Below are 21072 nucleotides of genomic sequence, written 5' to 3'. Positions count from 1 at the left end.
CCCCGGTCGTTGCTGGTTACGCTGGTGGGGACACCCTGACCTTGGTGGGCGAGGGGTGATGGTGGGCGGCGGTCCGGTCCGGGGAGGGAACGGGCCGCCGTCTCGTGTCAACGCCTACGTCGGAGCCAGAACGGACGCTTCGGCGAGTAGACCTCGCGGATGGTGTAGACGTCGCCTGCGCCATTGCGGGAGACGACGCGAGCGAGCGGGACCCCTCCGGCTTGCCCCTCGTTCATGACGACCTCGTAGGTGCGGGTTGGGGCGATGCAGTTGGCGAGGCGCTGCCGCAAGTTGTTGACGCGTCGGCGAATTGGCATCGTGACTCCGTGCTCTTGGTAACGAAACCGGCTTGGACCGAGGCAACGTGCGCCGTCGGCGGTGGTTATCCAGTTGTTGCCGTCGCGGTCGGTCCAGCCGCGCTCAATCCAGCCCGTCACCGTGCACCCACCGTCTCGCCTTGCCATGCGGCGGCAATGTCGTGCCAGGTGAGCGGGGTTTCCGTACCGAACGCGGCCGTGCCGAGGTTGTCGGGGCTGATGCGCAGCAGCCACGCCGTTTCGGCTTTGCGGCGAAGTCCGGCCATTGCCTGATCCCACCGCTCGGCGGGGGACAGCGCCATCCACACCTGTTCGGCGGCGTCGAAGTCGTCAGGGTTCTCATCCTGGTCGGGCAGGCTGTCGGGCCATGCGGCGGTCTCACGGTTGGGGAAGCCGTCGCATACCGAGTACGACATGACGATGGGTCCGCTGTCCGTGGACCGGACCAGTTGGGCGACCTCGGTCCAGCCGTTGGGGTTGTCGGCGCGCAGCGGATAGCAGGACATGTCGCGGCGGAGAACACCGGCGTTGGTGGCAGCGTCGATATGGTCGGCGAACCATGCCCGGTCAGTGCCTTCCACGAAGGCGTGCACTTCGCACTGCCCGGAGATTCGGGCCACCAATTGGACGGCAGGGGTGCCGTGGGCGATGACTGTGTTCAGGTCGATGTTGAGCAGGGTCTCGGCGGTTGGCCCATCGGGCAGGATGGCGTGAAGACCTTTGTCGTGGGAGACGGCGATGTGGGTGTCTGACCACTGGTCGAACCGGTTGCTGCGGGTGGTGTCGCCGGGCCAGTTGACGGCCTTCCGCAGCAGTGAAGGTCGGTCAGGACTGTCGTGGCCGAATACGCTACGGCGGTGCTGGGCTGCGGTTTTGCGTACGAGGATGTCGACGTGGGCTCGTTCGGAGCCGGAGATGTAGCCGGTCTGCTCGCGGGTGTGGAAGGCGATGTAGCTCACCGGGCCTCCTTGATGGTTAGGCGGTGGAGGATTTCGGCGGGCGGCTGCACCAGCAGCGGCACCGTCATCGAGTATCGGGCCACCTCGTTGCCGTGCACGATCAGTGCGCCACCACGGACGTTCCACACATCGGCGGTGACGGTGTTGGCCTGTTCGTTGACGGCGATCGTGGCGTCGTGGGGGATGTAGCCGGGGTCTAGGCCGTTGGCGCGCAGCCAGTCGAGAAGCGCCTTCCTGAGCCTGTAGGTGGGCTGGTTGAACAGCCACACGGCCGTCGGGTCGGTCACCACAGCCACCACGCTAGAACGACCGCAAGAACCAACCCGAGCGCAAGCCCGTAGCGTGCGGCCAGCCCGAACCGTCGGGCAGGCCGATGCCATATCTGCCCGTCGGGCGGTTTCGGGATGTCCAGCGAGATCGCCCACACCCTCCGACGTAGTTCGGCTGCTGTGGGCGCGGCGGCCAGCCGGGTCACCTGTTCGGCGTTGGGGTTGCGTACACGCCAACTGGGTTTGTCGTCCACGTCTACGGTGGCGCAGCAGATGCGGCCGGTGAGCCGATGTCCGCAGAGCGCGATGGTACCGACGTCAGGCTCGCCCAGTGCGATGTGCCGGTGGGTGAGTCGGTGCCAGATGGCCGCCAGTTCGATCATTGCGGCCCCCATTCGGTGCGGTAGCCGGGCTCGGTGTCGTGGGCCGCAGCGAGCAGCCGCAACGTCGGGCACGGGGCATCCACCGACCGCACCTGGCTGTCCGCCCAACAGTTGGTGCAGTAACCGTGCTCGCCGACCGGGTGGGCGGCGATGATGCGGCGGTCGATGGCGATGCGGTGGAGAACGCGGGTCGGATCGTTTTGGGCTGCGTGCTGGCCGATGGCGTCCGGGTTGATGTAGTCCGGGTTTCGGGCTGCGGGCATCCGTTCGCTGTAGTTGTACGCCTTGGTGTCGTAGACATTCATGGTGGCGATGGACCAATGCTCGTCGTAGAGCGTCCACGCTCCGATGGTGTCGCTTCCGCTGTAGTGCCAGCGCCCACCGGTCGCTACGACTTGGGTCTGCTGCTCGATGCGGTCGAGCACCCCATCCAGCCACACCGTCAGATCGTGGGTCATCCGAGCCACCACCTTTCGATCCCGCCGTGGAGCCCACGGGCGATGTCGTCGAACCTCTCGCTGAGCCAGTCGAGGAAGCTCACGGCCGCCACCCCTTCTTCCAGTTCCGTAGTGCGAACGCGAGCAGGATGCGGATCATTTCGACCCTCCCGCAGCGGCTTGAACCTTCCGCAACACAGTCTCCCTAGGCCGCAACACTGCCTCGTGCTGCCATGGGTCACCATGCTTGAAGCGCCGACCGCCGATGAACTCCATAAGCTCGGGTGCCTTGCGGAACCATTCAATCTCGCCGCCTTGGCCTCGCTTGACCACACGCAGGTGCTCGAACTGACGGTGACGGCGAGCCTCCAAACGGTGGTCGCCAGGCTCCACCGCCAGCAGCTTGATGCCTGGTCGATTGATGCGCAGTCTGCTGAACCTGCGAGTCAAGTCGATCGTTGTGCCGATCTTTACGTGCTGGGTTGGCGGGTCGCCAATGTAGTAGACGACAGATGTGCTGGGGGACTCACTGCACGGCTTCTCGCCCTGTCTCTGCAACAGGTAGCGCGACAGGAAGTAGTCGTTGAGTTCGTTGAAGTGTAGAGAGCACATGGGTATGCCGCACGGGTGCTCAACGCCGGGGTTGCGGCACCTCTGCCCCTTGCGGCTGCCAACGCAACGGTTCGCGTTAATGATTCCCAAGAGTGTCACCGGCCTGACCGGCGTAGCGCGTCCACGATCACGTTCCTCTTGGCTCGGATACGGGCGGCGAACCCGTCGATGGTGCTCGCGTCCGGATGTGCCGTCTTGCGGGCGTCACGGATCGACACGTCCCGCAACTCTTGCACGGCCCGAATGGTGGCCCGCCCGTTGGTGATGAACTGCTGGCATGCGGCTGCGCGTTCTACCGGATCGGCGACCTTGCGTAGTGCGGTGAGGGTGGCGTTTTCGCTGGTCGGCACCCGTCTATTGTATCTGTTGTGTGCCGCATATAGCACGCGGGGCGGCTCATTGTTGACCATTCGCGTACCCCATTTCGGCCCCGTTTTCGGCCTGCCAGTCGAACAGCGTCGGCCCGGTCTGCGGTGCGCACACCGGCTTGGGTGCTGCGGCTGGGATGAGGCCGTGGTCGCGGGCGCAACTGCTGCCGAGCCCATCCACCAGCGGCCCCTTCGGTACGGGGCGGCGGCAGGATCGGCAGGTCCGGCGCGGGCGGTCTGGGCCCGGCAGCAGCGGCGTGTCCATCAGTCCGGATTCACCGGTGGCGGAAGGTCGGGCGGCAGTTTCGCGGGCGTCGGCCAGTGGTGCTTGCCGTCGTGTCCGGCGGGCCGGTCGCAGGGTTCGAGGTCGATGCGGATGTTGCCGGTTGGCCAGTATTCGCCGGGCGCACCGCACAGGCCACCGGCCGGTGGAAGGTTCAGAGCTGCCGCCATGCCGCGAAACCGCTCGATGTACTCGGAGTGCGTGCCGTCGACCGTGAGCGGGGTGACCTGGAACCGGGGTGCGCGGTTGGGCACCAGCGACGGCTGGGCGTCGCATGGTGAGGTGAGTCCCAGCACGTTGTGTGGGGTGACCGTCAGGTCGGGGTTCACGACGCCGGGGCGGGCACATGATGGGCATGCCCGGTCGTCGGTTCCGTCTCGCCCGGCTGCGACTTCCACCTCTCCCCATTCGGCGGGGAACGGATACCCGTCGCCGCGATGCCATCCGGGATGTCCGGACGGCAGGATGCACGACTGCCGAGGCGCGTGACTGATCGAGGGCGCGAGGTCACCACAGCGCCCTACGGCCGACGCCTGCTGGTCGCCGTCTACAGCGTTCAGCACGACGGTGGTGATGTACTGCCGCTCGCTGAGGGACACGAACCGGTCAACCGCACTGAGGGCTCCACTGAGGGCGTTGAAGGCGAGCGCGTGGCGGCGCTGGTCGCCCGTGTATGGCGGCAGCGGCGGTCGGGATCGTTCGGTCGGCTCGAACCGGTCGGCGTCGGGCAGTAGCCGTCCTGCTTCTGCGAGCTGTTCCCGTTCGTCCGCGCGAACCATCGCCTCGGGGATGTCGTCGCGGGCGGCGTCGCCTACGTCCAGGTCGGTGAGCTTGTCCCATGTGGCCACCACGTCGGGGCGTTCACGTAGCCGGGCGGCCATGGCGGTGAAGGCTGCGGCGAGCCGGTCGCAGTCGTCGGCGTCGGTGGCGACGACCGACGACCAGCCGGTTTCGGTGTCGACTCGGACGCCTCTACGGCTGGCGACAAGGCCAGCGGTGGGGTCGGTCACGGCGTCTCCTCGCGTGTCTGGTTGGTGCGCCCACAGTCGGGGGCAGTGCAGCGGGCAACATCGCCGTCCCAACCGAGACGGGCGAGCATCTGCTGCCGGGTTATCGGCGCAGGCACATCGAACGCGGCCACCAGTTGCCTGTGACGCTCAATGAACTGATCCACGTCGAGCGGCGGCAGGACGAGCGGCGTGACCTCGTACCGATCGCCGCGCATCACAGCGGTTCCGGGACGAACTGTCGCCGTGCGGATGGCCAGCCACTGGTTGTGCAGGTTGGCGATGTGTTCGGCCACCTCGCGGGTCAGGCCGTCGGCGGCCATCACACCACCATCGGCGGGGGTGCGGCCGTCGATGCTGACAGCCCATCCGCCGATCTCATCGTTGACGACAGCCGTCCACCGGGCGGACAGGGCGCGCTCGTTGTAGTCGCTCACGGTGTCACCTCGATCTTCTCGCCGATCGTCCGCAGCTCCAACACGCGGAAGGCGTCGGCGGAGCATCCCGGCTTCGTACGTGCCTGCCGGACAATCCGTGCCGCGTCACCTCGGTTGGCCGGGTAGGACGTCCACCTGTCGCTGGCGAAGTCCGGGTCGGTGCCGCGAACCTCCCACTGCTCATCCATGTCGGTGTCGAACAGGGACAGCACTTCGGCGGCGATGCGGGAGCCGAGGTGTGCGGCGTGGGCGACCGCGCCGGGTGTCGTGATGGAGTCTTCGTACTCGCGTTGCGCAACGGCGGCGATCATGTGGTGCAGGTGGTCGCGCAGTGGATCCGTCGGCGTGGTCGTGTCGGTCATGGATGCCTCCTCAGGCTGGTAGGGGTAGAGGTTGAGGCTTGCCAGGGTGCAGGAGTGCGGCGAGACGGGCCGCCGACGGCACCGTGACAGTCCGGGCGAGCGGGTTGATGTGCACGACCGGCAGACCGGCACGGTGTGCTTTCACGAGCGCCGAGTAGGTGCCGCCGTCCCGCTTGTCCGGACGCCACACGGCCACCACCGCGTCGGATGCGCGCAGCATCCCGTCGTTGCGTTCGTGCAGCAGCCGCCCGACCACCCGCTTGCGGGCATGCTCGGCCAGCCCGGCGAGATCCCCGTACACGACCTCTCGGTCCCGGTCGGCCAGCCCACGCAGGCGATGCCACTCGGTGACCGCCTCCGGGTTGCGGCGCCGCCACGGGTCGGGCTGCTGCGGAAACGGAATGTGCGCTACGAACGGCACGCCGGCCCGGTGGAGGGCGTCCGCCCACCACATGTCGGAGCCGAGCGCCATACCAGTGATGCCGGTGGTCATGCCGTGCCCGTCACGCAGCTTGACGGCAACCCGGGCCAGTTCGGCGCGAACCCAGCCGTGGGCGGTCCCGGGGATGTCCTGCGGGCGGTGACCTGTCACCGTCACCGTCGACCACACCGGGGCGGTCACCGACGGCTCCAACTGTTGCGGTCAATCTCGTCGCCCACCGTGAACGGATCCGGGCCACCCAAACTCACGTCCGCGCCCAAGCAGGCACCGTGCTGCCGATACCCGCAGTCCGACGGCGGCCGAGGGTAGCCGCCGTTCACCCCGAACATGTAGGTGCGGGTGAAGCAGGACATGCCCCGGTTGCCGTTCGGCCCGTGAAGGCCAGTGCACAACCGTTCGGCGGTGCACTCCTCCCGCCCGCTGCCCTCATGCCTGAACAGCAGCCCAGGGCAGGAGGCGAGACGGGCCGCGTTCGGGTGGGCGGGTAGACGCTTCCCCAGCTCGTACGAGCGGGCGTCAGCCCAGCACGCCCAGCGGTTTGCGTGAAAGGTGGGGCCGGGGGCGCCGGGCACCAGCGGCGACGGCTCCGGAAACACGATCACCTTCTGGCGGGTGGTGACCGGTTCACGGCACGCCATGCACACACCGGGGGCATGCGAGTCCAGCAGTCTCGCCAGCCTGTCGGCCTCCGCGTCCGCGACCCGTTCCATGGCGTACTCCTGGCACGGGTGCGGATGGTTGCAGCAGGCACACACCGCGTACCGCTCGTCCACGATGTGCCACGACCGGCGTCGGCCGGCAGGAATGCCTAGGTGTGCCGTAATGGTGCCGTCGTGGAGGCGCTGCGGCTGGCCGATCAGAATGGGGCCGCGTTCGTGGCGGATCACCAGCGTGTACGGGCGGGCACTGTCGCGGTACTCGGGCTTCCAGCCGTTCATGGTGGTGCGGTCTTCGTCGCTCAGGTCCACGTCGGCGCGTGGGGTCACTTCGAGGACACGCCATGTCGCGTACCGCCATGCGATGATCTGGCCTACTTGGGGTCGGTCGGGGGTGGCTAGGGGGCTGGCGGTGGGGCTCCACCTGTCGGGGTGCCACCTGCTGCGGGGCGAAAGGTCCGCGATCACTGGCCCACCTCCGTCTCTCCTAGCACTGGCTGGTCGTGAACGTGGGCCAGGTGTGCGTCATGCAGCAGCCGGGCGCTGTGCTTCGCCCACTGCGGGCGCGGCGTCCAACCACACGCGCACCGCAGATACCAGGTGGTGACCTCTCGGCTTCCCCGGCCGCGCGTCTCGTAGGAGAGCGTGGCCCTGTGCGCGGCGATAACGTCGCCGTGGTGCGGGCAGCCGTGGGTGTAGATGACGTCGGTCCACCCTTTGGTGTCCTCTGGTGCGCTCAGCCCGCACAGTTGGGCGTCGCAGTGCCAGACGGTGATGCGAGATCTGGTCACGCCGCCTCCCCGATCGGTTCGGTTCGGGCCGGCAGCGCAACAACCTCGGCCTGCCGCCGCCGCCAGTACTCGACGTTCGTCGGAGACACCCGCACCGTGCCGGCCATCCCCACCAGGCCGACCGCAGCCCGCTTGTGGACGGCGCACACGTACCGGGTCATGCCGTCACCCGGAAAACCCGCCGACACCTCCCAGCAGGCCACCGCGCCGGTCGCCAAACCGCAGTAGTCACACCACATCGCGCACCCCCCTCACACGATCGCCATGTCAACGAACCGGGACAGATGAAGCTGAGCCGCCAACGTCACCGTGTCCGTCGGCCCATTCCGATGCTTGGCGACAATCGCGTCCCCCTCACCGGCACGAGACGACTCCGGGTCGTAGTAGTCGTCCCGGTGCATCAGGATCACAATGTCCGCGTCCTGTTCCAGCGAGCCCGACTCACGAAGATCACTGAGCTGTGGGCGCTTGTCCTGCCGCTGCTCAGGGCCACGATTCAACTGCGACACCGCGATCACCGGCACCTCAAGCTCCTTGCCGAGCAGCTTCAAGCCGCGCGACAACTCCGCAACCTCCTGCTCACGGCTACGGCCGGCACCCTTCGGCGACGACATCAGTTGCAGGTAGTCGACCGCCACCAGCCGCAGATTGTGCCGCTGCTTCAACCGCTGCGCCTTCGACCGGATCTGCATCAGGTTCATGCTCGGCGTGTCATCCACCACCAGTGGCGCGTCGGCGATCTCACCCATGCAGCGGGCCAGCTTCGTCCAATCCGAGTCGTCGAGGTTGCCGGACCGCAGCACATGCAGCGGCACCCGAGACTCGGCCGACAGAATCCGCATCACCAGTTCGACTTTGCTCATTTCCAGGGAGAAGAACGCCGACGTCATGCCAGCCCGAATCGCCGCATTCCGGCAAATATCGGCGGCTATGGTGCTCTTGCCCATCCCAGGTCTACCCGCAATGATCACCAACTGGCCGGGGTTCAAGCCATTCAGCAGCCGATCCAAGTCGGTGAAACCAGTCGGCACGCCCGTCATCGCGCCCTTACTCGCGCCGACCGCCTCCACCACATCCAGCGTCGGCTGCAACAAGTCCGCCAACATCGCATAGTCCTCGGACACCTGCCGGGACGTCACCTCGTACACGGCCTGCTGCGCCAACGTCGCCAAATCAGACGACGACCGGCCCGTCCCCCCAGAACCCGAATAGCCGAGCTGCACCAGACGCGTACCCGCCTCGATGATGCGCCGCTCCACCGCCCGATCCGCCACCGACCGCGCATACCAGGCCGCATTCGCCGCCGTCGGCACCATCGAAATCAGCGTATGCAGATACGGGCCGCCACCAACCTTGCCGAGCATCTTCGACTCAGCGAGCGCCGTAGCCACCGACACCGCATCCACAGGTGCGCCCAGGCCGTACAACTCCACGATCGTGTTGAAGATCGTGCCGTGAACCGGCCGGTAAAAGTCTTCGCCCTTCAACACCTCGATCACCTGCGCGCAGGCATCCTTCGACAGCAGCATCCCCCCAAGCACCGCCTGCTCGGCCTGCACATCCTGCGGCGGCGTCCGATCAAACTGGCCCGCCCCGATGATGTCGTCCGGGGCAAGCCGCTGCGGCGGCACATCCACAACCGTCACGACTGCACCTCATCGTCAACAATCTCGGCATCCACCACAGATGGGCCGGCAGTCAACGCCCGCAACTCGTCCATCGCCGACGGCAACTCCGGACGCGACGCCCCGATATGACCCAGCAGCCGCTCCAACACCTCCCGCGTCGAAGCCGCACCACGCTCCATGCACACCTCCCGGTTGATGTCGTCCTCAAACCGCGACGGCAGGGCACGCGGCGCCGACGGCTGCAAACGGCGCCGCTCCGCCCGGATCGCCTTCACACCGGACCGAATGTGGGCGGGCATGATCCGCTCCGTGTTGTCGGCGTAGTACCGCAACACCGCCTGCACCGCGTCATCCACATCCAGATCGGCAAGCACCTTGTGCCAGCCCTTCAACACGTTCTCGTCCGGCTTCCCGAACCGGTACTCGTAGATGGCGATGGCGGCGAGGACCCGCTTCGTCTCGTCGAGCGTCATCCCGCACCCCCCGAGACGGGCAGGCTGAGCCAGCCTTCGGCGTTGCGGCTGTTCGCGTTCTCGCGGGGCCCCTGCTGATCCCAGCGGGCCGCGCCACCTCTCGGCTCATAGCGGGCAGGAAGGTTCGGCTGCCGCCCCTGCTGCTGGTTGCGGGCATTGGTCCGAATCTGTGCCAACGTGGAGTCGAGACGAGCGGCGGCGGGGATGCTGACTCGGATCTCCTCAAACGCCTGCTTGATCTCTTCGTCGGTGTAGGCGGCAGTGAACGGCTCGATCAGGCTTCGGAGCTTGTGGAGTCCCGGATCCTTGCCCCCGCCGGTGGCGATGACAGGCGTGTCGGCAGCCTCTCGAAGATCCATCCACCAGCGTGCGATTCCGAAGGCGCGGTTGCGTGTGTCGTTCTTGCTAGGTGCAGGAGCAGGCTGCGTGGGAGAGGTGAACAGCGCATCGTCTGCGACTGCGGTGTCCGCAGGTGCCGCCGGAGGCGGAACGGATTGTGGGTTGAGGGTTGAGGCAGTAACTACTCCGACTTCAGTAACCACAACCCCGTCGAAACGGGATGCCCCATCCGGCTTTTCGGCATGGGCTATCTCCGAAACCTGACATAGGGTATCCACCTGCGAAAACACCCGATCGGGGTCGGCTTCGGGGTCGACCAGGTCGGCCTCGGTCAACCGCACCCACTCCACCGGCAAACCCAGCCTCACGAACTCCCGGCCAAGCGCCCGACGCACCGCCAGCGACTCGATCGCCCGCGCCGCCCGCTCGATCACAGGCCGGCGCTTCCGGTTGCCGTAGCCGTTGTCGTCGTCCACGAACGTGACGACCAACAACTCCTCAGTCTCGGTGTCGTAGACGACCTTCCCGCCCGCGCTCAGCTCTCGCAGCGCGGCCACGATGTCGGCGCGGCTCGTGTCGCGGGCGCGGCTGGCCCACCGCTTGACGTTGAGGGACAGTACCCCGGCGGCACTGATGTCCTTCTGGGTGCTGAGCATGAAGTACGCCCACTGCGCGTCCCGTGACAAGCCGACGAAGGTGTCTTCGGGCTGCCAGATGTCCGTCGAGAACACACCGTACTTGCGGGACATCAGTCACCCCTGCCGTTCGCTGCCGAGCTGGATAGCTGTCCGATCTCACGGCCGAGCAACCTCAGCGCACTCGATTGGAATTCCTCGTCGGCCCGCATGTCCGATTTGAACTCCTCCTTGAACTCCTCGCCGGACGCGTCCTCGGCATCCCGCGCCTGCGCCCGCAACGCGTCATCCCGCGCCTGCCCGTACAGGCGGTCGAGTAGATGCCTAGGCATTCCGCGCATAACGGACCTTGCGGCGTGCGCCCACGCTTCTTTGGTGTGCCAAAGGTCAACAACACCGATAAAGGCTGCCCGCGCATGCACAGCATCCGGGTCGCTACATGCGCCTTCCTCTGCCAGTTCCCGCTTTGCCTCTTCCATGTACTGCCCGCGCCCCTGGTCGTCAGCCCATCCGAGCACAAGGTCCGAAAGTGCCCTTATGGGGCCGCCGGGAGACGAATTCGGTGCGTCGACTTGGGTGAGTCCACTGGCACCGGAATGCAATTCCTTCACCCGCTTCCAGGCGATGCCGCACATGTACCGGAAGATGCGGTCAGCAGGGATCGTCTTGTTTCGCATCGCCTGATCGATGCAGTCGCTCAGGATCGGCATCGGCAGGCCGGCGGCCAACAGGCGGTCGATGCTGTCCTGCCAGTCGGCGTCGCGGGGGAGCGGCTGCTTGTCACTGGCGCCGGTCCACCGGTGCCACGCCTGGTCAAACTCTTCGTGGACGCGGGCTCGCCTTTCACGGTCGGCGAGCATGCGGTTGGCGGCAACCTTCATCGCTTCGGCCCAGCGGACGGCATCGTCGCTGACTTGGGCGACCACGGCAGCGTCGGGAGGCGTGGCCGACTTTCCGCCGTTGCAGTCAGCGCAAAGGGTGCGCAGGTTCTCGGGAACGGTCGCCCCGCCGAGCGCTTCGGGGGTGACGTGGTCTACCTCCAACTTAACCTCGGGCGCGGTTCGGCCGCAGCTCTGGCAGGTGTGCTTGTCGCGCCGAAGGATTTGGAAGCGCAGCGTGCGGCTAACGGCCACTGGTACTCCTGTGCCGGTTGAGATGTTCAAACCCCGGTCCTGGGCTTGCTGGTCGGGAAAATGAGGGTTGGCCGCTGATGCTGCGGCCGACTCGGGTACAGTATGGCACATGCATGTTCCAACACAAGCGTTGCGACCAGGCGGTGCCATCAAGGTGAGAGGCGAGGATCGCGACACACTCATCTGCGACACTTGGACCGTGGACGACCCCGTACTGAGAGCACGCGCCGCCCTTGACCGGGCTGAGGCGACGTTCAAGCGGCGTCGTGACGAGCTGGCAGCCGAGGTTGCCGAAGCGGTCCGGCGCGGCGAGAAGCTGTCCCACGTCGGAGCGAAGGCGCGCTACACACCTGAGCATGTGCGCCGAATTGCCCGAGCCCATGGCGTCGAGGACACGACGGGGCGTGAGCCGCCGCCGCCTCGCCGGTCGCGCGCCAAGTCCGAGGACTAGCGAACCTGCCGCATCGAGCCCGACGCCCCCGCAGCGTCGGGCTTTTGTGCTGACCGCCGTCACCTCCGCTTCCAAGGACTCGACGGAACATGTGCATCGCAGCGCCAGCCCGCCGGATAGAGACGGGCAGGCTCGCCGCACGGCGTCACCCCCGCGCCGCAAACTCCGCGAGGCTGGGTGCTAGGGCCGTCCGGCAGGACGCCGCTTAGCATCACACCCGCTGACTTCTTGGCACTGCCCAGCTCGCGCCCGCTGTCGCGTTCCGTGCGGGGCCGCTCAGGCACGTACAGGCCGCCGCCGCTGTCACGCGGCTTGGCCGGAAGTTTGCGCGGACTGGCTTCGCCGTACCGGCAGACAGTGCTGTCGTTGGGAAGTAGTTGCGGATCCGAATTATCTTCGGTGTCCTGCTGGTCGGCCTGGTCGTCGTGGTACCGCTCGTAGTCGTCGGCCGTCAACCAAATGTGGCGGATCGACTTACCGTCACGTCTGCGCGTTGGCCTGAACTGTCCGGTGGCTGCGCCAACCACAAGCTGATCGAGATGCAGCCCACGCGTGGGGTCAAGGAAGACGTGCTTCTGGCCGCAGGGGCGTCGGCCGGTTGCGGGGCAGTTGGGATGCCGCCGGCCGCATTCTTCCCAGGTGGCGGTCATGGCTCCACCCAGCAGCAGGTCGGCGGTGCCGGCGAGTATGCGCTGAGGGGTGTCTTTGGCGACGCGTGACCAGGGTGCCCGGTTTATGGCAGGGGACAGCGGATGGTTGGCGATCCACAGCGGCGTGTCTCCGGCCGTTTGGTCGAGTTCGACGCGGCGGGCGATGGTGCTGGGATGGATGTAGGAAACCTGGATTTCGGCCGATAGGGGTACGGTTCCGCCTTCCACGTGGACGTCTTGGATCCGCCGGCCGGTGCGGCTGCGGGCTTCGACGGTTGCGGTGAGCCCGTGTTGCTCGGTGCGGTTGACGACGTATTCCTGCCACGCCTTGTGCTCGTCGCTTTTGGCGGCTGGTCCGCCGGATTCGCCGGGGTTGTAGTGGCGGAAGTGCCTGTAGGGGCCGACGACGGGGATAAGCCAGCCAGGACAGTTGGCTTCGCCGTCGGTGCATTCGAGCGTCCCGGGTGTTCGGTCGTTGATGATGTACTGCCACAGGTCGGCAAGCACGGGGTCGCCGGATTCGACTAGGTCGGGGTGTCCGAGGTTGGGCTTGAGGGTGTCGAGCTTGATCCCGAGAATGGCGTGCCAGGCGCGGTTGGGCATTTGAACTCCTGGTGGTGGGCGGGGTTGGGCGCGAACCCCCACACAGGCAGGTCCGCGCCCCATTCGCGCAGGTCAAGTCACGTTCGGATCAGAACGGCGGATCCTCGTCGTTGAACCCGCCACCCGACCGGGCACCGCTCGCGGCCGGCGCCGACGAAGCCCACGGGTCGTCCTGGCCGCCACCGAACGAACCGCCGCCGTTCGACCGGTCACCGCCGCCGCTACCGCCGGAGCGGGACATCTTCTGCACCTTCGCCGTCGCGTACCGCAGGCTCGGGCCGATCTCGTCTACTTCCAGCTCGATGACGGTGCGCTTCTCGCCCTCGCGGGTCTCGTAGGACCGCTGACGTAGCCGGCCCGACACGATCACGCGGGCACCGCGCTGCAACGACTCCGCCACGTGCTCCGCGGCCTGACGCCAGACGGTGCACGCGAGGAACAGCGGCTCCATGTCGACGAACTTCTGCTGCTCCTTGTCGAAGCGGGTCGGGGTCGAGGCGATGCGAAACTTGGCGACGGCCGCCCCCGAGGGGGTGAACCTGAGTTCCGGATCGTCCGTGAGCTGTCCGATCACGGTGATTGGGGTGTCATTTGCCATGTCAAGCCGCCTTTCGATTGGGACGACGACCAGGGCGGGCGTGCGTCTTGATTGGGCCGCCAACGTGGGCCCATGTCTTGCCGTTGACGATGCTGCTGATGCCGGAATCGGTGAGACCGAACTCGCCGGCAAGGTCCGGCTGCGTGTCACCGGAGGCGAAGCGCTCGCGAATGCGGAGGGCTATTTCCTCGGTGACTCTGGCGCTGGCGTGCCTACTGCCGCGTCGCCCGCGATTGCGCCGCCACATGTCATCGACGTTCTGTTGCCGAGTTCCGTAGTAGATGTGGTCCGGGTTGCAGCAGGCCGGGTTGTCGCAGTGGTGGCAACCCTCCATGCCTGTCGGACAGGATTCGCCGGTCGCTAGTTCCAAGGCGTACACGTGCGCCGGCACTTGGCGACGTTCGGGCGAGACGTAGAACTCGCCGTGCCCAAACGTGGTAGTTGAGCCCCGCCACGGCCAGCATTCGTTTTTGTTGCGTTGGTCGACTTTGGCCCAGAACCGTTGCGCCGGAGTCTTGGTCTTGAAGTTGAGGGCGGGTTGTCGCTGCCCCTTCGACGTTCGACGCCACCAGCGCATGTAGTGCTTGCGGCACCGACCGCGACCAATAATCGGCAGGCCGCAAACGCCGTCGATGCATCCGGTGAGCCCCTGGGCACTGATCGCGTCAGGCAGAACATCCGCCATGTCAGGCGGCCTTTCGGTTGGTGCGGCCCGTGGCCGCGTGGCTAGGGTTGGTTGCCGCCCGGTCGGCGGCGTAGCGGATGCGTCCCGCATCGGATTTGGTCACCCCGAACTGGCGGGCGAACGTCGCCTCACCAACGGGGCTGGTGTGCTGGCGGCGCCACAGCCGCCACAGTTCGGCCCGCTCCGCGTCGCTGAGCCGCGTGATGGGGGCGTGGCCGGCGAGTACCCGCCGTACTGCAATCTCGTCGATGCTCGGGGCGGGGGAGACGGCGAGGATCCGACGCACGGTTTCCGGGTACGCGAGCGGCTGGCTGCCGTTGGCGATGAGCCGTACGGCGTCGCGTCGGACACCAGCCGCGTAGGCGATGTGCCGGTAGCTCATTCGGTGCTGGTCGTGCAGGGCGGCGATGTGTTCGCGCGCCGGGGTGGTGTCGGCGTGGCCGGTGATGATGTGCCCGTAGGCTGCGGCGCGGCGTCGGGTGCGACCCCGGTTGGCGGTGCGCTGCTGGCAGGGGCGGCAGCCTGCGACGTATCGGGTGTGGTCGTCGCAGGTGGCGCGCAGGGTGGCGGTGGTCATCTGGACACCCGAATCGGCATGATCAGGTACCGGTGGGTGGGGTCGGGTTGCCCGTCGCTGTCGGCGGATGCGATCACCGCAGGTTTGAAGGCGTCCACGAAGCCGATGTGTGCGTGCGCCGTGTCGAGGTTGGCGAGTCCGTCGATCAGGTACTGCGGGTTGAAGCCGACCGTCAGCGCCTCGGTGCCGCTGTAGCTGCTGATGGGCATGGCCTCCGACGCGCGTGCCTCTTCCGCGCCGCCAGCCTCCACGACCAGCGTGGTGTCGCCGGGGGTGAAAGTGAGCAGTACGGGCGTGGTCCGCTCCGCCACCAGCGCGACCCGTTTCACCACCTGGGCGAGGTCGCCGGCCGGGATGATGGCGGTCGCCTTGACCATGTCGTCGGCGGGGAACAGGGAGCGGACGGGCGGATAGTTGGTGCCGTCCAGCAGCCGTGACGTGGTCTTGCGCCGGCCGTCGGCGAACCCGACCAGGCCGTCACCACCCGCCGCCGCCGACACTTCGATGCTGCCGCCGGTCCACGTCTTCGCTGTCTCGGCGAGCACCGATGCGGGGATGAGCAGGTCCACGGACAGGTTCGGGTCGGTGGCGTTGAACGGGCACTCGACCACGGCGAGTCGGTACCGGTCGGTGGCGAGTAGCGCCACCGTGCCGGCCCGGAATTCGACGCGGACGCCGGTCATGACGGGGATGGTGTCGTCGCGGGAGGCGGCGATGGTGGCCCGGTTGATGGCGGCCACGAATGCTGCCGTGTCGACGGTGCCGATCGTGTCCGGGAGGGCCGGCAGGGTCGGGTAGTCCTCCACCGGCATGGTGGGCAGGGTGAAGCGGGCGCTGCCGCACACCAGTTCCAGATGGGCACCCACCGACGCCAGCTCGACCGGCTTGTTCGGTAGGGCCTTCACCAGTGCGGCGAGTAGCCGGCCGGAGACGAGAGCAGCACCCGGATCCTGCACAGTGCCGCGTGCGTGCCCCTCGTGGGACACGTCGTAGTTGTAGGCGGACACGGTCACCCCGTCGCCGTCGGCACGCAGCATCACCCCAGCAAGCACGGGCACAGAAGGCCGGTTGGGGATGGCGCGGGCGGCGTTGGTGACGGCGTCGGCGAACTGGTCGCGCTCCACTCGAAGCTTCATGCGGCGGCTCCTTGCCAGGTGGGGACGACAGACAGGTCAAGCACCCCACCGAGTGCGCGGGTGTGGCGTTGCAGCGTTGACACCCGCACCCGATCCGGGTTCGACTCCCGGCGCGAAACGGCACCCTCGGTGCAGCCCATACGTGCGCCGAGAGTGGCGAGGCTGATGCGGGAGGCGCGGCGGATGCGGGCCAGGTTGTTGACGTAGATGCGCAAGTCCAGGCGGTCTTCTGCGGCGGCGGTGGACGGGCTGGTGTGCTCGTACATGGCGGCCATCGGATCCCCGTCATCGGGCACCGTCAGGCCGAGCGCAGTGAGCTGGATTCGGTAGTCGTAGATGCGGGCCCACGCCTGCACGGTGGCGACATGCCAGGATCGGCGGGACTCCATCTGCGAGATGGCGAACTCGTTGCAGCCGTACCGGTCGGCGGCTTCGGCTTGCGAGATGTGCCGGTTTTCGCGGATGCGACGCAGCCACCCGGCGATGTGGTCGCGGGCGCTTGTGTCGTCGGGGTGCAGGTCGGGGATGGTGCGCATCACGCCACCGCCGGACTGTCGGAGAACGCGGGGGCCGTCGCCGTCGAACCTGCACCGCGCGCCCGCAGCCGGTCCCGGTCCCGCCATGCTGCACCAGCAGGGGTGACGGTGACCGACCCGTCGTAGCCGAGTTTCAGGTAGCCGCGCTTCTCGGCGGCGTGGACCTGCTCGCGAACGTTGACGGTGCGCCGCTGTGTGGTCTTCACGTACTCGTAGTCGTGGTTGCGGCTGACGCAGCCGGCACGGACGGCGTCGATGATGCGTTCGTAGGCGCGGTAGTCCATGTTCTGGTCCTTGGGGGTGGGGCCCGCCCCGATGGTGGGGCGGGCCATGCTGGCGGTGGTCATGCGGTAGCCACCGAGCGGATACCGCGACGCAGTAGTGCCTGACGCTCGTCCTCCGACATGCCGCCTGCGACACCGAACTGCTCACCGGATTCCAGCGCCCAGTTCAGGCAGGCAAGTTGAACGGGGCAGCGGCGGCATACCGCTTTGGCTTGCTCGGTCTGGTTGCGGGCGCTCGGGCCTGTGCCGACTGGGAAGAACAGTTCGCCGTCCATGTCGCGGCAGATGCTGTTGTCGCGCCACCGGTCGCCGTGGTCGCTGCTGCGCCGGTCGACGGTGAAGTTGAGGCGGCTCATCGGGCAGCCGCCGGGATCCGGGCCGCGTACGTGTCGGCGTGGCACAGACTGTCCGGGGCGCAGGCGCACACGAGTGTCTTCCCGGCGAGAGTGTGCAGGTTGGCGAGGATCCACGCCCGCCGCTGCGGCTGGACGTGCGCCCATTGCGGTTCCCCGTCGAGCCATTCGCGGTGCAGCTTGACGGCGTGTGCCCTTGCGTCGGCTTCGGTGTCGAACTGGCCGTAGTTGGCGGTGTTGTCGTGGTGGTTGCCGACGAACCAGCCGGTCCAGGAGCGCATGTCGCCGACGCGGCCGATGGTGAACGGGTTGCCCCATCGGCTGGTGCGGTCGACGATGACGGCGTTGTCGGGCCGGGTCCACCCCTTGCGTCGCTGACGCTGGATCCGCTGCGGGCTCACGCGGCCCTCCCCAGCAGTACGTCAGCCTCGTCCGGGTTGGCGCGCAGCCACCGCAGCGTCCACGTGACCGCGTCGGTGGTGGCCCCGTTGTAGGGGAATCCGTTGACGGCGACGATGAGGTTGTGGAAGGCGGCCTTCATGTCGTCGGTGTCGGGCAGTTCGGGTAGGTGCCGGGCGTCGTACGGCTGTGCGGTCATGCGGCCACCTCCTGGGTGGGCGTGGGGGCGAGGTCGGGTCGGGTGGCGAGCTGCCAGGCGCGAAGCTGGGCGGCGGAGCGGAGGGCGTCCGGGCCGGGCTCGACCGTGGAGAGGTTGGGGAAGCCGCGCTCGATGGCGGTTTTGGAGACGGCGGCCTGACGGGCACGGACCGCAAACCAGATGCTGTCGGGGGTCATCGGGGCTCCTCGGTGGCGTTCTCGTGGACCGCCCGCGCGAGCGCAATCGACAGGTCCAAGGCGTCGGTGTCGGGGATTTCCCGCGCGTTCAGGTAGATGGCCCGGCCGACTCGCGTGACGGTGTAGCCGGCGCGGGCAGTGGTGAACGGCAGTGGCGTGCGGGCCGCCTCCAACTGGGCGAGATCAGGCATCGTCGCCCCCGGACAAGTCGGTGATCGTGAGCACGACCAGCCCGTACGGATGCAGGCCCTTCGCCACCACCGGCCCGATCGTCGGCGCGGTCAGGTCCAGAAATTCGGCGGTGTCGTCGGGGATGAGCCCCCATCCGCGCTCCACCCGATAGCCGTTGCCGCCTCGCGCCTTCACCCGCTTCTCGGGTGACATGGCGTCAATGCACGGCTTGATCACGTCCCCGTAGTAGTTGGGTGCGTCGCGGCGGCGGTTCGTGGTGAACCGCAGTTCGACGTCCACCCGGATGCGGGTGAGCCCCTTGGGCAGGTTGGCGAGGGCGATGCGGGCGTAGGCGGTTTCCCGCCAGTCGCGTCGCCGCCGTGATCCGGCCGACCAGTGCTCGTTGCGGTTGACGGTCTTCATCGGGTGGGGGGCGGGAATCGCCACAGTCCAGACGCGGGTGCCGGTCGCGGTGGTCACCGGACCACCGCCGTGTCGAGCTGCGCGTTCGGGTACGAGTCGAAAGGCCGGTACGGGCGGGCCTCAACCAGCCGCAGCCACCGACCCTCCGACACGAACTGTTCGCCGCCCAGCCACCACACCCAGCCGACGGCCCGCTTCTGCAACCAGTCCAACTCCCACATCCACACCGCCAGGTCGGTGCCGTACGAGTCGGGGAAGTTGTCGCGGCCGGTCTGACGCCAGATGGTGAGGGCGTCCCACAGCATCCATTCGAGGTTGCTGTGCCATCCGGCGCTGTACACGTCTTCGGAGATGCGGCCCATGTGGCGGGCGAGGTCACCGGCGGTGCCGGGCAGGTCGTTCAGCAGGGAGGCCATCAGGGCTTCACCGCCTCGTTGACGGTGATGGCCGGATCGTCGGCCCGGTACAGGCGCACCACCACACGGCCAGACTCGGCAGCGATCCGCACCACATCCGACCAGGACCACTCACCGTCGACTCCGAACCAGACGGGCTCGTCGCCGTCGTAGTGCTGAATCTGGGTATCGTCACGGCGGTAGGTGGCCGGGGGAGTCGTGGTGTCGGTGGGGTCGAACAGGCCGACAAGGGCGCGGTCCGGCGGCTCAGGCATCGTCACGGTCATCAGCCGTTCACCGCCCGAACCTGCTCCTGGACAGCGAAGCGGATCGTCACCCCGTCATCGGTGACGTGGACCGTCGCCCAGTCGTCGAACACGGCCGTGTCGTCGGTCAGCCCGTTCAGCTTCCGGTAGCCGGCGAGAGCGGCGATGTGCGCCTTCATGAACTCGCCGATCGCTGCACCGTCCCGGACGGCGTATTCGATGGTGCGGACGGTGTACTCGCGGCGATCCCAGGAGGCCATCAGTTCACCGCCTTGACAGGCATGGCCCCGGCGCGCTGCGACTCGGCCAGATCCGTGAACGCCTGCGTAAGCGTCAACACGCTGGCGGTGGCACCCGCATACCGGTCATGCCAGTGCTTCGCGTTCGCCTTCTCGGCAGCCAGCTCGGCGGCCGGAACCAGCGCACCCGGCCGACCAGCCGACAGGTACGCCACCACGGCGATCACGTCCGCCTCGTCGAGCTGCACAGACGGTCCGTCGTTGCCGCCAGGCGGGGCGATCCACACCGACAGTCGGCCGTCGTCGGTGCGCTCGATGTTGAGGGTGGCGCCGCGCGTGTCGTGGATGGTGATGGCGGTGAAGGTGTCGCCGTTCACGAGGTTGACGCTCACGCCGGCACCCCCGCCCGGTCCAGAACCGCCCGGCAGATCGCCTCCATGTCGCGGGCGTACAGCGGATGCCCGTCGAGCACGTCGTAAATGCCGTCACCGTTCGCCGCGATGTACTCCCGCACCCGCCCGGCCGCACCCACCGGCTCAGGCAGGTCACGGCTGTCGTCCTCGATCTCGTCCGGCTGCGGCGGGATCACCGTGACCTCGGACAGCGCGAAGTTGCGGTTACCGCCGGTGATCGCCACCACGGCATTCATGTCGCTGCCGGAACCAACCACCATCGCCTTACCGAGGGTCTGCCCGTAGCGGACGCCACCGATGGTCTTGTAGCTGACCCAGTTGCCGGGCAGGCAGGCGTTGTTGAAGTCGGCGACCGCCTGCAACTGCTGACGCTCGAACTCGCTGTACTCGGTCATGCGACCTCCTCGGTCGTGGGGGAGAGGGAAGAAACGGTGCCGTCGTCGGCGAGCAGAACTCGCCCGTGGACGGCGTGCAAAACAGGCACCTCGGCCGGATCCTGGGCTTGACGCACCAGAAAACCCAGCTCGTACGCCTCAGCGCGGGAACTCTCCACGCGGTGGTGGCAGCCGTCAGGCGAGGTCGCAGACCCGCACAGCAGCAGCAGATTCTGCGGCTCGTTCGTGTCCGGGCGGACCGTCCCACCCATCGCCCGAGCCCGCCTGTGGTGAACCGAGTAGTCGACGCCACGCTGCCCCGACACCGGCCCACCGCACCGGGCGCAGCGGCCGAAATCGCGGGCAACCACCGTCGCCACCGTGCCCTTGTCTGGGCCCGTGTCACGCAGGCGCGGCGTCGGCTTCGCGTCCTTACCGGCGGCCCGAGACAGGCCGGCGCCCGTGCTGTTCAGCGTCGACCACGGGCGGATGCCCTGCTCGGCCAGAGCGGCGAGACGCTTCGGCGAGAACGGACGCAACCCAGCACGGCGCTTCAACATCAGCGCACCCCGACCACGCTGAACGCCTGCTG

The 21072-nt window shown here is 67.6% G+C and carries 38 protein-coding genes; 1 reads left to right on the top strand and 37 read right to left on the bottom strand.

All coding sequences use genetic code 11. The features are described from left to right. Window positions 1-107: 107 nt before the first annotated feature. The 18 genes from HUT12_RS23095 to HUT12_RS23010 form a co-directional block, all read right to left on the bottom strand. Window positions 108-437, bottom strand: coding sequence for a hypothetical protein (locus tag HUT12_RS23095; protein ID WP_176094703.1), 330 nt, complete (start codon window positions 435-437; stop codon window positions 108-110). After that, complete coding sequence (locus HUT12_RS23090) at window positions 434-1276, bottom strand: hypothetical protein (protein ID WP_176094702.1); 843 nt, start codon at window positions 1274-1276, stop codon at window positions 434-436. The genes HUT12_RS23095 and HUT12_RS23090 overlap by 4 nt, the downstream gene beginning before the upstream one ends. Further along, window positions 1273-1566, bottom strand: coding sequence for a hypothetical protein (locus HUT12_RS23085; RefSeq protein ID WP_176094701.1), 294 nt, complete (start codon window positions 1564-1566; stop codon window positions 1273-1275). Before HUT12_RS23085 ends, HUT12_RS23090 begins: the two co-directional genes overlap by 4 nt. After that, window positions 1560-1928 (bottom strand): hypothetical protein, encoded by a 369-nt coding sequence (locus tag HUT12_RS23080; RefSeq protein WP_176094700.1) that lies wholly within the window; start codon window positions 1926-1928, stop codon window positions 1560-1562. The genes HUT12_RS23085 and HUT12_RS23080 overlap by 7 nt, the downstream gene beginning before the upstream one ends. Then, the gene (locus HUT12_RS23075; protein ID WP_176094699.1) at window positions 1925-2386 is read right to left on the bottom strand and encodes a DUF6221 family protein; all 462 of its coding nucleotides are present in this window, start codon (window positions 2384-2386) and stop codon (window positions 1925-1927) included. Before HUT12_RS23075 ends, HUT12_RS23080 begins: the two co-directional genes overlap by 4 nt. Before the next feature lie 135 nt (window positions 2387-2521). After that, complete coding sequence (locus HUT12_RS33375) at window positions 2522-2977, bottom strand: GIY-YIG nuclease family protein (RefSeq protein ID WP_368660301.1); 456 nt, start codon at window positions 2975-2977, stop codon at window positions 2522-2524. Between the two features lie 95 nt (window positions 2978-3072). Further along, window positions 3073-3327: a hypothetical protein gene (locus HUT12_RS23065; RefSeq protein ID WP_176094697.1), complete on the bottom strand. Its 255-nt coding sequence runs from the start codon at window positions 3325-3327 to the stop codon at window positions 3073-3075. A 282-nt stretch (window positions 3328-3609) separates the two neighbouring features. Beyond that, entirely contained in the window at window positions 3610-4638 is a 1029-nt protein-coding gene (locus HUT12_RS23060; RefSeq protein WP_176094696.1) for a hypothetical protein, read from the bottom strand. Further along, window positions 4635-5072 (bottom strand): hypothetical protein, encoded by a 438-nt coding sequence (locus HUT12_RS23055; RefSeq protein WP_176094695.1) that lies wholly within the window; start codon window positions 5070-5072, stop codon window positions 4635-4637. Before HUT12_RS23055 ends, HUT12_RS23060 begins: the two co-directional genes overlap by 4 nt. After that, entirely contained in the window at window positions 5069-5434 is a 366-nt protein-coding gene (locus HUT12_RS23050; RefSeq protein ID WP_176094694.1) for a hypothetical protein, read from the bottom strand. Before HUT12_RS23050 ends, HUT12_RS23055 begins: the two co-directional genes overlap by 4 nt. Window positions 5435-5444: 10 nt before the next feature. After that, the gene (locus HUT12_RS23045; RefSeq protein ID WP_176094693.1) at window positions 5445-6056 is read right to left on the bottom strand and encodes a hypothetical protein; all 612 of its coding nucleotides are present in this window, start codon (window positions 6054-6056) and stop codon (window positions 5445-5447) included. Beyond that, a complete protein-coding gene (locus HUT12_RS23040) occupies window positions 6053-6844 on the bottom strand; it encodes a hypothetical protein (protein WP_176094692.1) in 792 nt (263 codons plus the stop codon). The genes HUT12_RS23045 and HUT12_RS23040 overlap by 4 nt, the downstream gene beginning before the upstream one ends. 152 nt (window positions 6845-6996) lie before the next feature. Then, complete coding sequence (locus tag HUT12_RS23035) at window positions 6997-7323, bottom strand: hypothetical protein (RefSeq protein ID WP_176094691.1); 327 nt, start codon at window positions 7321-7323, stop codon at window positions 6997-6999. Continuing rightward, entirely contained in the window at window positions 7320-7484 is a 165-nt protein-coding gene (locus HUT12_RS23030) for a hypothetical protein (protein WP_176094690.1), read from the bottom strand. Before HUT12_RS23030 ends, HUT12_RS23035 begins: the two co-directional genes overlap by 4 nt. Before the next feature lie 90 nt (window positions 7485-7574). Further along, on the bottom strand, window positions 7575-8960 hold the full coding sequence (gene dnaB, locus HUT12_RS23025; RefSeq protein ID WP_254877070.1) for a replicative DNA helicase: 1386 nt from the start codon (window positions 8958-8960) through the stop codon (window positions 7575-7577). Window positions 8961-8965: 5 nt separating this feature from the next. Beyond that, window positions 8966-9424, bottom strand: a complete 459-nt coding sequence (locus HUT12_RS23020) for a hypothetical protein (protein ID WP_176094689.1) — start codon at window positions 9422-9424, stop codon at window positions 8966-8968. Further along, window positions 9421-10512, bottom strand: coding sequence for a hypothetical protein (locus HUT12_RS23015; RefSeq protein ID WP_176094688.1), 1092 nt, complete (start codon window positions 10510-10512; stop codon window positions 9421-9423). Before HUT12_RS23015 ends, HUT12_RS23020 begins: the two co-directional genes overlap by 4 nt. Continuing rightward, entirely contained in the window at window positions 10512-11531 is a 1020-nt protein-coding gene (locus HUT12_RS23010; protein WP_217706039.1) for an HNH endonuclease, read from the bottom strand. Before HUT12_RS23010 ends, HUT12_RS23015 begins: the two co-directional genes overlap by 1 nt. Window positions 11532-11730: 199 nt before the next feature. Between HUT12_RS23010 and HUT12_RS23005 the strand changes: the two genes are divergently transcribed. After that, on the top strand, window positions 11731-11982 hold the full coding sequence (locus HUT12_RS23005; protein WP_176094686.1) for a hypothetical protein: 252 nt from the start codon (window positions 11731-11733) through the stop codon (window positions 11980-11982). A gap of 59 nt (window positions 11983-12041) precedes the next feature. Here HUT12_RS23005 and HUT12_RS23000 read toward each other — a convergent pair whose 3' ends face one another. The 19 genes from HUT12_RS23000 to HUT12_RS22910 all read right to left on the bottom strand — a co-directional run bounded on the left by HUT12_RS23000 (window position 12042) and on the right by HUT12_RS22910 (window position 21040). After that, window positions 12042-13235, bottom strand: coding sequence for a hypothetical protein (locus HUT12_RS23000; protein ID WP_176094685.1), 1194 nt, complete (start codon window positions 13233-13235; stop codon window positions 12042-12044). An 88-nt stretch (window positions 13236-13323) separates the two neighbouring features. Continuing rightward, a complete protein-coding gene (locus tag HUT12_RS22995) occupies window positions 13324-13833 on the bottom strand; it encodes a single-stranded DNA-binding protein (protein WP_176094684.1) in 510 nt (169 codons plus the stop codon). Window position 13834: 1 nt separating this feature from the next. Then, entirely contained in the window at window positions 13835-14518 is a 684-nt protein-coding gene (locus HUT12_RS22990; protein ID WP_176094683.1) for an HNH endonuclease, read from the bottom strand. Between the two features lies 1 nt (window position 14519). Further along, complete coding sequence (locus HUT12_RS22985; protein WP_176094682.1) at window positions 14520-15095, bottom strand: hypothetical protein; 576 nt, start codon at window positions 15093-15095, stop codon at window positions 14520-14522. Beyond that, entirely contained in the window at window positions 15092-16231 is a 1140-nt protein-coding gene (gene dnaN, locus HUT12_RS22980) for a DNA polymerase III subunit beta (RefSeq protein WP_176094681.1), read from the bottom strand. Before dnaN ends, HUT12_RS22985 begins: the two co-directional genes overlap by 4 nt. Then, on the bottom strand, window positions 16228-16767 hold the full coding sequence (locus tag HUT12_RS22975; protein WP_176094680.1) for a helix-turn-helix transcriptional regulator: 540 nt from the start codon (window positions 16765-16767) through the stop codon (window positions 16228-16230). The genes dnaN and HUT12_RS22975 overlap by 4 nt, the downstream gene beginning before the upstream one ends. After that, entirely contained in the window at window positions 16767-17114 is a 348-nt protein-coding gene (locus HUT12_RS22970) for a hypothetical protein (protein ID WP_176094679.1), read from the bottom strand. The genes HUT12_RS22975 and HUT12_RS22970 overlap by 1 nt, the downstream gene beginning before the upstream one ends. Continuing rightward, on the bottom strand, window positions 17111-17407 hold the full coding sequence (locus tag HUT12_RS22965) for a WhiB family transcriptional regulator (protein ID WP_176094678.1): 297 nt from the start codon (window positions 17405-17407) through the stop codon (window positions 17111-17113). Before HUT12_RS22965 ends, HUT12_RS22970 begins: the two co-directional genes overlap by 4 nt. Beyond that, the gene (locus tag HUT12_RS22960) at window positions 17404-17805 is read right to left on the bottom strand and encodes a DUF4326 domain-containing protein (protein ID WP_176094677.1); all 402 of its coding nucleotides are present in this window, start codon (window positions 17803-17805) and stop codon (window positions 17404-17406) included. Before HUT12_RS22960 ends, HUT12_RS22965 begins: the two co-directional genes overlap by 4 nt. Beyond that, a complete protein-coding gene (locus HUT12_RS22955) occupies window positions 17802-18002 on the bottom strand; it encodes a hypothetical protein (RefSeq protein WP_176094676.1) in 201 nt (66 codons plus the stop codon). The genes HUT12_RS22960 and HUT12_RS22955 overlap by 4 nt, the downstream gene beginning before the upstream one ends. After that, on the bottom strand, window positions 17999-18199 hold the full coding sequence (locus tag HUT12_RS22950) for a hypothetical protein (RefSeq protein ID WP_176094675.1): 201 nt from the start codon (window positions 18197-18199) through the stop codon (window positions 17999-18001). The genes HUT12_RS22955 and HUT12_RS22950 overlap by 4 nt, the downstream gene beginning before the upstream one ends. Beyond that, on the bottom strand, window positions 18196-18390 hold the full coding sequence (locus HUT12_RS22945; RefSeq protein WP_176094674.1) for a hypothetical protein: 195 nt from the start codon (window positions 18388-18390) through the stop codon (window positions 18196-18198). The genes HUT12_RS22950 and HUT12_RS22945 overlap by 4 nt, the downstream gene beginning before the upstream one ends. Continuing rightward, a complete protein-coding gene (locus HUT12_RS22940; protein ID WP_176094673.1) occupies window positions 18383-18850 on the bottom strand; it encodes a hypothetical protein in 468 nt (155 codons plus the stop codon). Before HUT12_RS22940 ends, HUT12_RS22945 begins: the two co-directional genes overlap by 8 nt. Then, the gene (locus tag HUT12_RS22935) at window positions 18847-19209 is read right to left on the bottom strand and encodes a hypothetical protein (protein WP_176094672.1); all 363 of its coding nucleotides are present in this window, start codon (window positions 19207-19209) and stop codon (window positions 18847-18849) included. Before HUT12_RS22935 ends, HUT12_RS22940 begins: the two co-directional genes overlap by 4 nt. Then, window positions 19209-19475, bottom strand: a complete 267-nt coding sequence (locus HUT12_RS22930) for a hypothetical protein (RefSeq protein ID WP_176094671.1) — start codon at window positions 19473-19475, stop codon at window positions 19209-19211. The genes HUT12_RS22935 and HUT12_RS22930 overlap by 1 nt, the downstream gene beginning before the upstream one ends. Beyond that, window positions 19475-19714 (bottom strand): hypothetical protein, encoded by a 240-nt coding sequence (locus HUT12_RS22925; RefSeq protein WP_176094670.1) that lies wholly within the window; start codon window positions 19712-19714, stop codon window positions 19475-19477. The genes HUT12_RS22930 and HUT12_RS22925 overlap by 1 nt, the downstream gene beginning before the upstream one ends. Then, a complete protein-coding gene (locus HUT12_RS22920; protein WP_176094669.1) occupies window positions 19714-20085 on the bottom strand; it encodes a hypothetical protein in 372 nt (123 codons plus the stop codon). The genes HUT12_RS22925 and HUT12_RS22920 overlap by 1 nt, the downstream gene beginning before the upstream one ends. Further along, the gene (locus tag HUT12_RS22915; RefSeq protein WP_176094668.1) at window positions 20082-20501 is read right to left on the bottom strand and encodes a hypothetical protein; all 420 of its coding nucleotides are present in this window, start codon (window positions 20499-20501) and stop codon (window positions 20082-20084) included. The genes HUT12_RS22920 and HUT12_RS22915 overlap by 4 nt, the downstream gene beginning before the upstream one ends. Beyond that, the gene (locus HUT12_RS22910) at window positions 20498-21040 is read right to left on the bottom strand and encodes an HNH endonuclease (RefSeq protein ID WP_176094667.1); all 543 of its coding nucleotides are present in this window, start codon (window positions 21038-21040) and stop codon (window positions 20498-20500) included. Before HUT12_RS22910 ends, HUT12_RS22915 begins: the two co-directional genes overlap by 4 nt. Window positions 21041-21072 lie beyond the last annotated feature (32 nt).

This window comes from Verrucosispora sp. NA02020 (assembly GCF_013364215.1).
GTDB lineage: Bacteria > Actinomycetota > Actinomycetes > Mycobacteriales > Micromonosporaceae > Micromonospora.
This window is presented reverse-complemented; position numbering and strand designations above follow the sequence as displayed.

Coding starts and splice junctions, on each gene's coding strand:
- HUT12_RS23080 (WP_176094700.1), bottom strand. CDS start 1,928: ATGATCGAACTGGCGGCCATCTGGCACCGACTCACCCACCGGCACATC.
- HUT12_RS23075 (WP_176094699.1), bottom strand. CDS start 2,386: ATGACCCACGATCTGACGGTGTGGCTGGATGGGGTGCTCGACCGCATC.
- HUT12_RS33375 (WP_368660301.1), bottom strand. CDS start 2,977: ATGTGCTCTCTACACTTCAACGAACTCAACGACTACTTCCTGTCGCGC.
- HUT12_RS23050 (WP_176094694.1), bottom strand. CDS start 5,434: ATGACCGACACGACCACGCCGACGGATCCACTGCGCGACCACCTGCAC.
- HUT12_RS23030 (WP_176094690.1), bottom strand. CDS start 7,484: ATGACCCGGTACGTGTGCGCCGTCCACAAGCGGGCTGCGGTCGGCCTG.
- HUT12_RS23020 (WP_176094689.1), bottom strand. CDS start 9,424: ATGACGCTCGACGAGACGAAGCGGGTCCTCGCCGCCATCGCCATCTAC.
- HUT12_RS23015 (WP_176094688.1), bottom strand. CDS start 10,512: ATGTCCCGCAAGTACGGTGTGTTCTCGACGGACATCTGGCAGCCCGAA.
- HUT12_RS23000 (WP_176094685.1), bottom strand. CDS start 13,235: ATGCCCAACCGCGCCTGGCACGCCATTCTCGGGATCAAGCTCGACACC.
- HUT12_RS22995 (WP_176094684.1), bottom strand. CDS start 13,833: ATGGCAAATGACACCCCAATCACCGTGATCGGACAGCTCACGGACGAT.
- HUT12_RS22990 (WP_176094683.1), bottom strand. CDS start 14,518: ATGGCGGATGTTCTGCCTGACGCGATCAGTGCCCAGGGGCTCACCGGA.
- HUT12_RS22985 (WP_176094682.1), bottom strand. CDS start 15,095: ATGACCACCGCCACCCTGCGCGCCACCTGCGACGACCACACCCGATAC.
- dnaN (WP_176094681.1), bottom strand. CDS start 16,231: ATGAAGCTTCGAGTGGAGCGCGACCAGTTCGCCGACGCCGTCACCAAC.
- HUT12_RS22975 (WP_176094680.1), bottom strand. CDS start 16,767: ATGCGCACCATCCCCGACCTGCACCCCGACGACACAAGCGCCCGCGAC.
- HUT12_RS22970 (WP_176094679.1), bottom strand. CDS start 17,114: ATGACCACCGCCAGCATGGCCCGCCCCACCATCGGGGCGGGCCCCACC.
- HUT12_RS22965 (WP_176094678.1), bottom strand. CDS start 17,407: ATGAGCCGCCTCAACTTCACCGTCGACCGGCGCAGCAGCGACCACGGC.
- HUT12_RS22955 (WP_176094676.1), bottom strand. CDS start 18,002: ATGACCGCACAGCCGTACGACGCCCGGCACCTACCCGAACTGCCCGAC.
- HUT12_RS22950 (WP_176094675.1), bottom strand. CDS start 18,199: ATGACCCCCGACAGCATCTGGTTTGCGGTCCGTGCCCGTCAGGCCGCC.
- HUT12_RS22945 (WP_176094674.1), bottom strand. CDS start 18,390: ATGCCTGATCTCGCCCAGTTGGAGGCGGCCCGCACGCCACTGCCGTTC.
- HUT12_RS22935 (WP_176094672.1), bottom strand. CDS start 19,209: ATGGCCTCCCTGCTGAACGACCTGCCCGGCACCGCCGGTGACCTCGCC.
- HUT12_RS22930 (WP_176094671.1), bottom strand. CDS start 19,475: ATGACCGTGACGATGCCTGAGCCGCCGGACCGCGCCCTTGTCGGCCTG.
- HUT12_RS22925 (WP_176094670.1), bottom strand. CDS start 19,714: ATGGCCTCCTGGGATCGCCGCGAGTACACCGTCCGCACCATCGAATAC.
- HUT12_RS22915 (WP_176094668.1), bottom strand. CDS start 20,501: ATGACCGAGTACAGCGAGTTCGAGCGTCAGCAGTTGCAGGCGGTCGCC.
- HUT12_RS22910 (WP_176094667.1), bottom strand. CDS start 21,040: ATGTTGAAGCGCCGTGCTGGGTTGCGTCCGTTCTCGCCGAAGCGTCTC.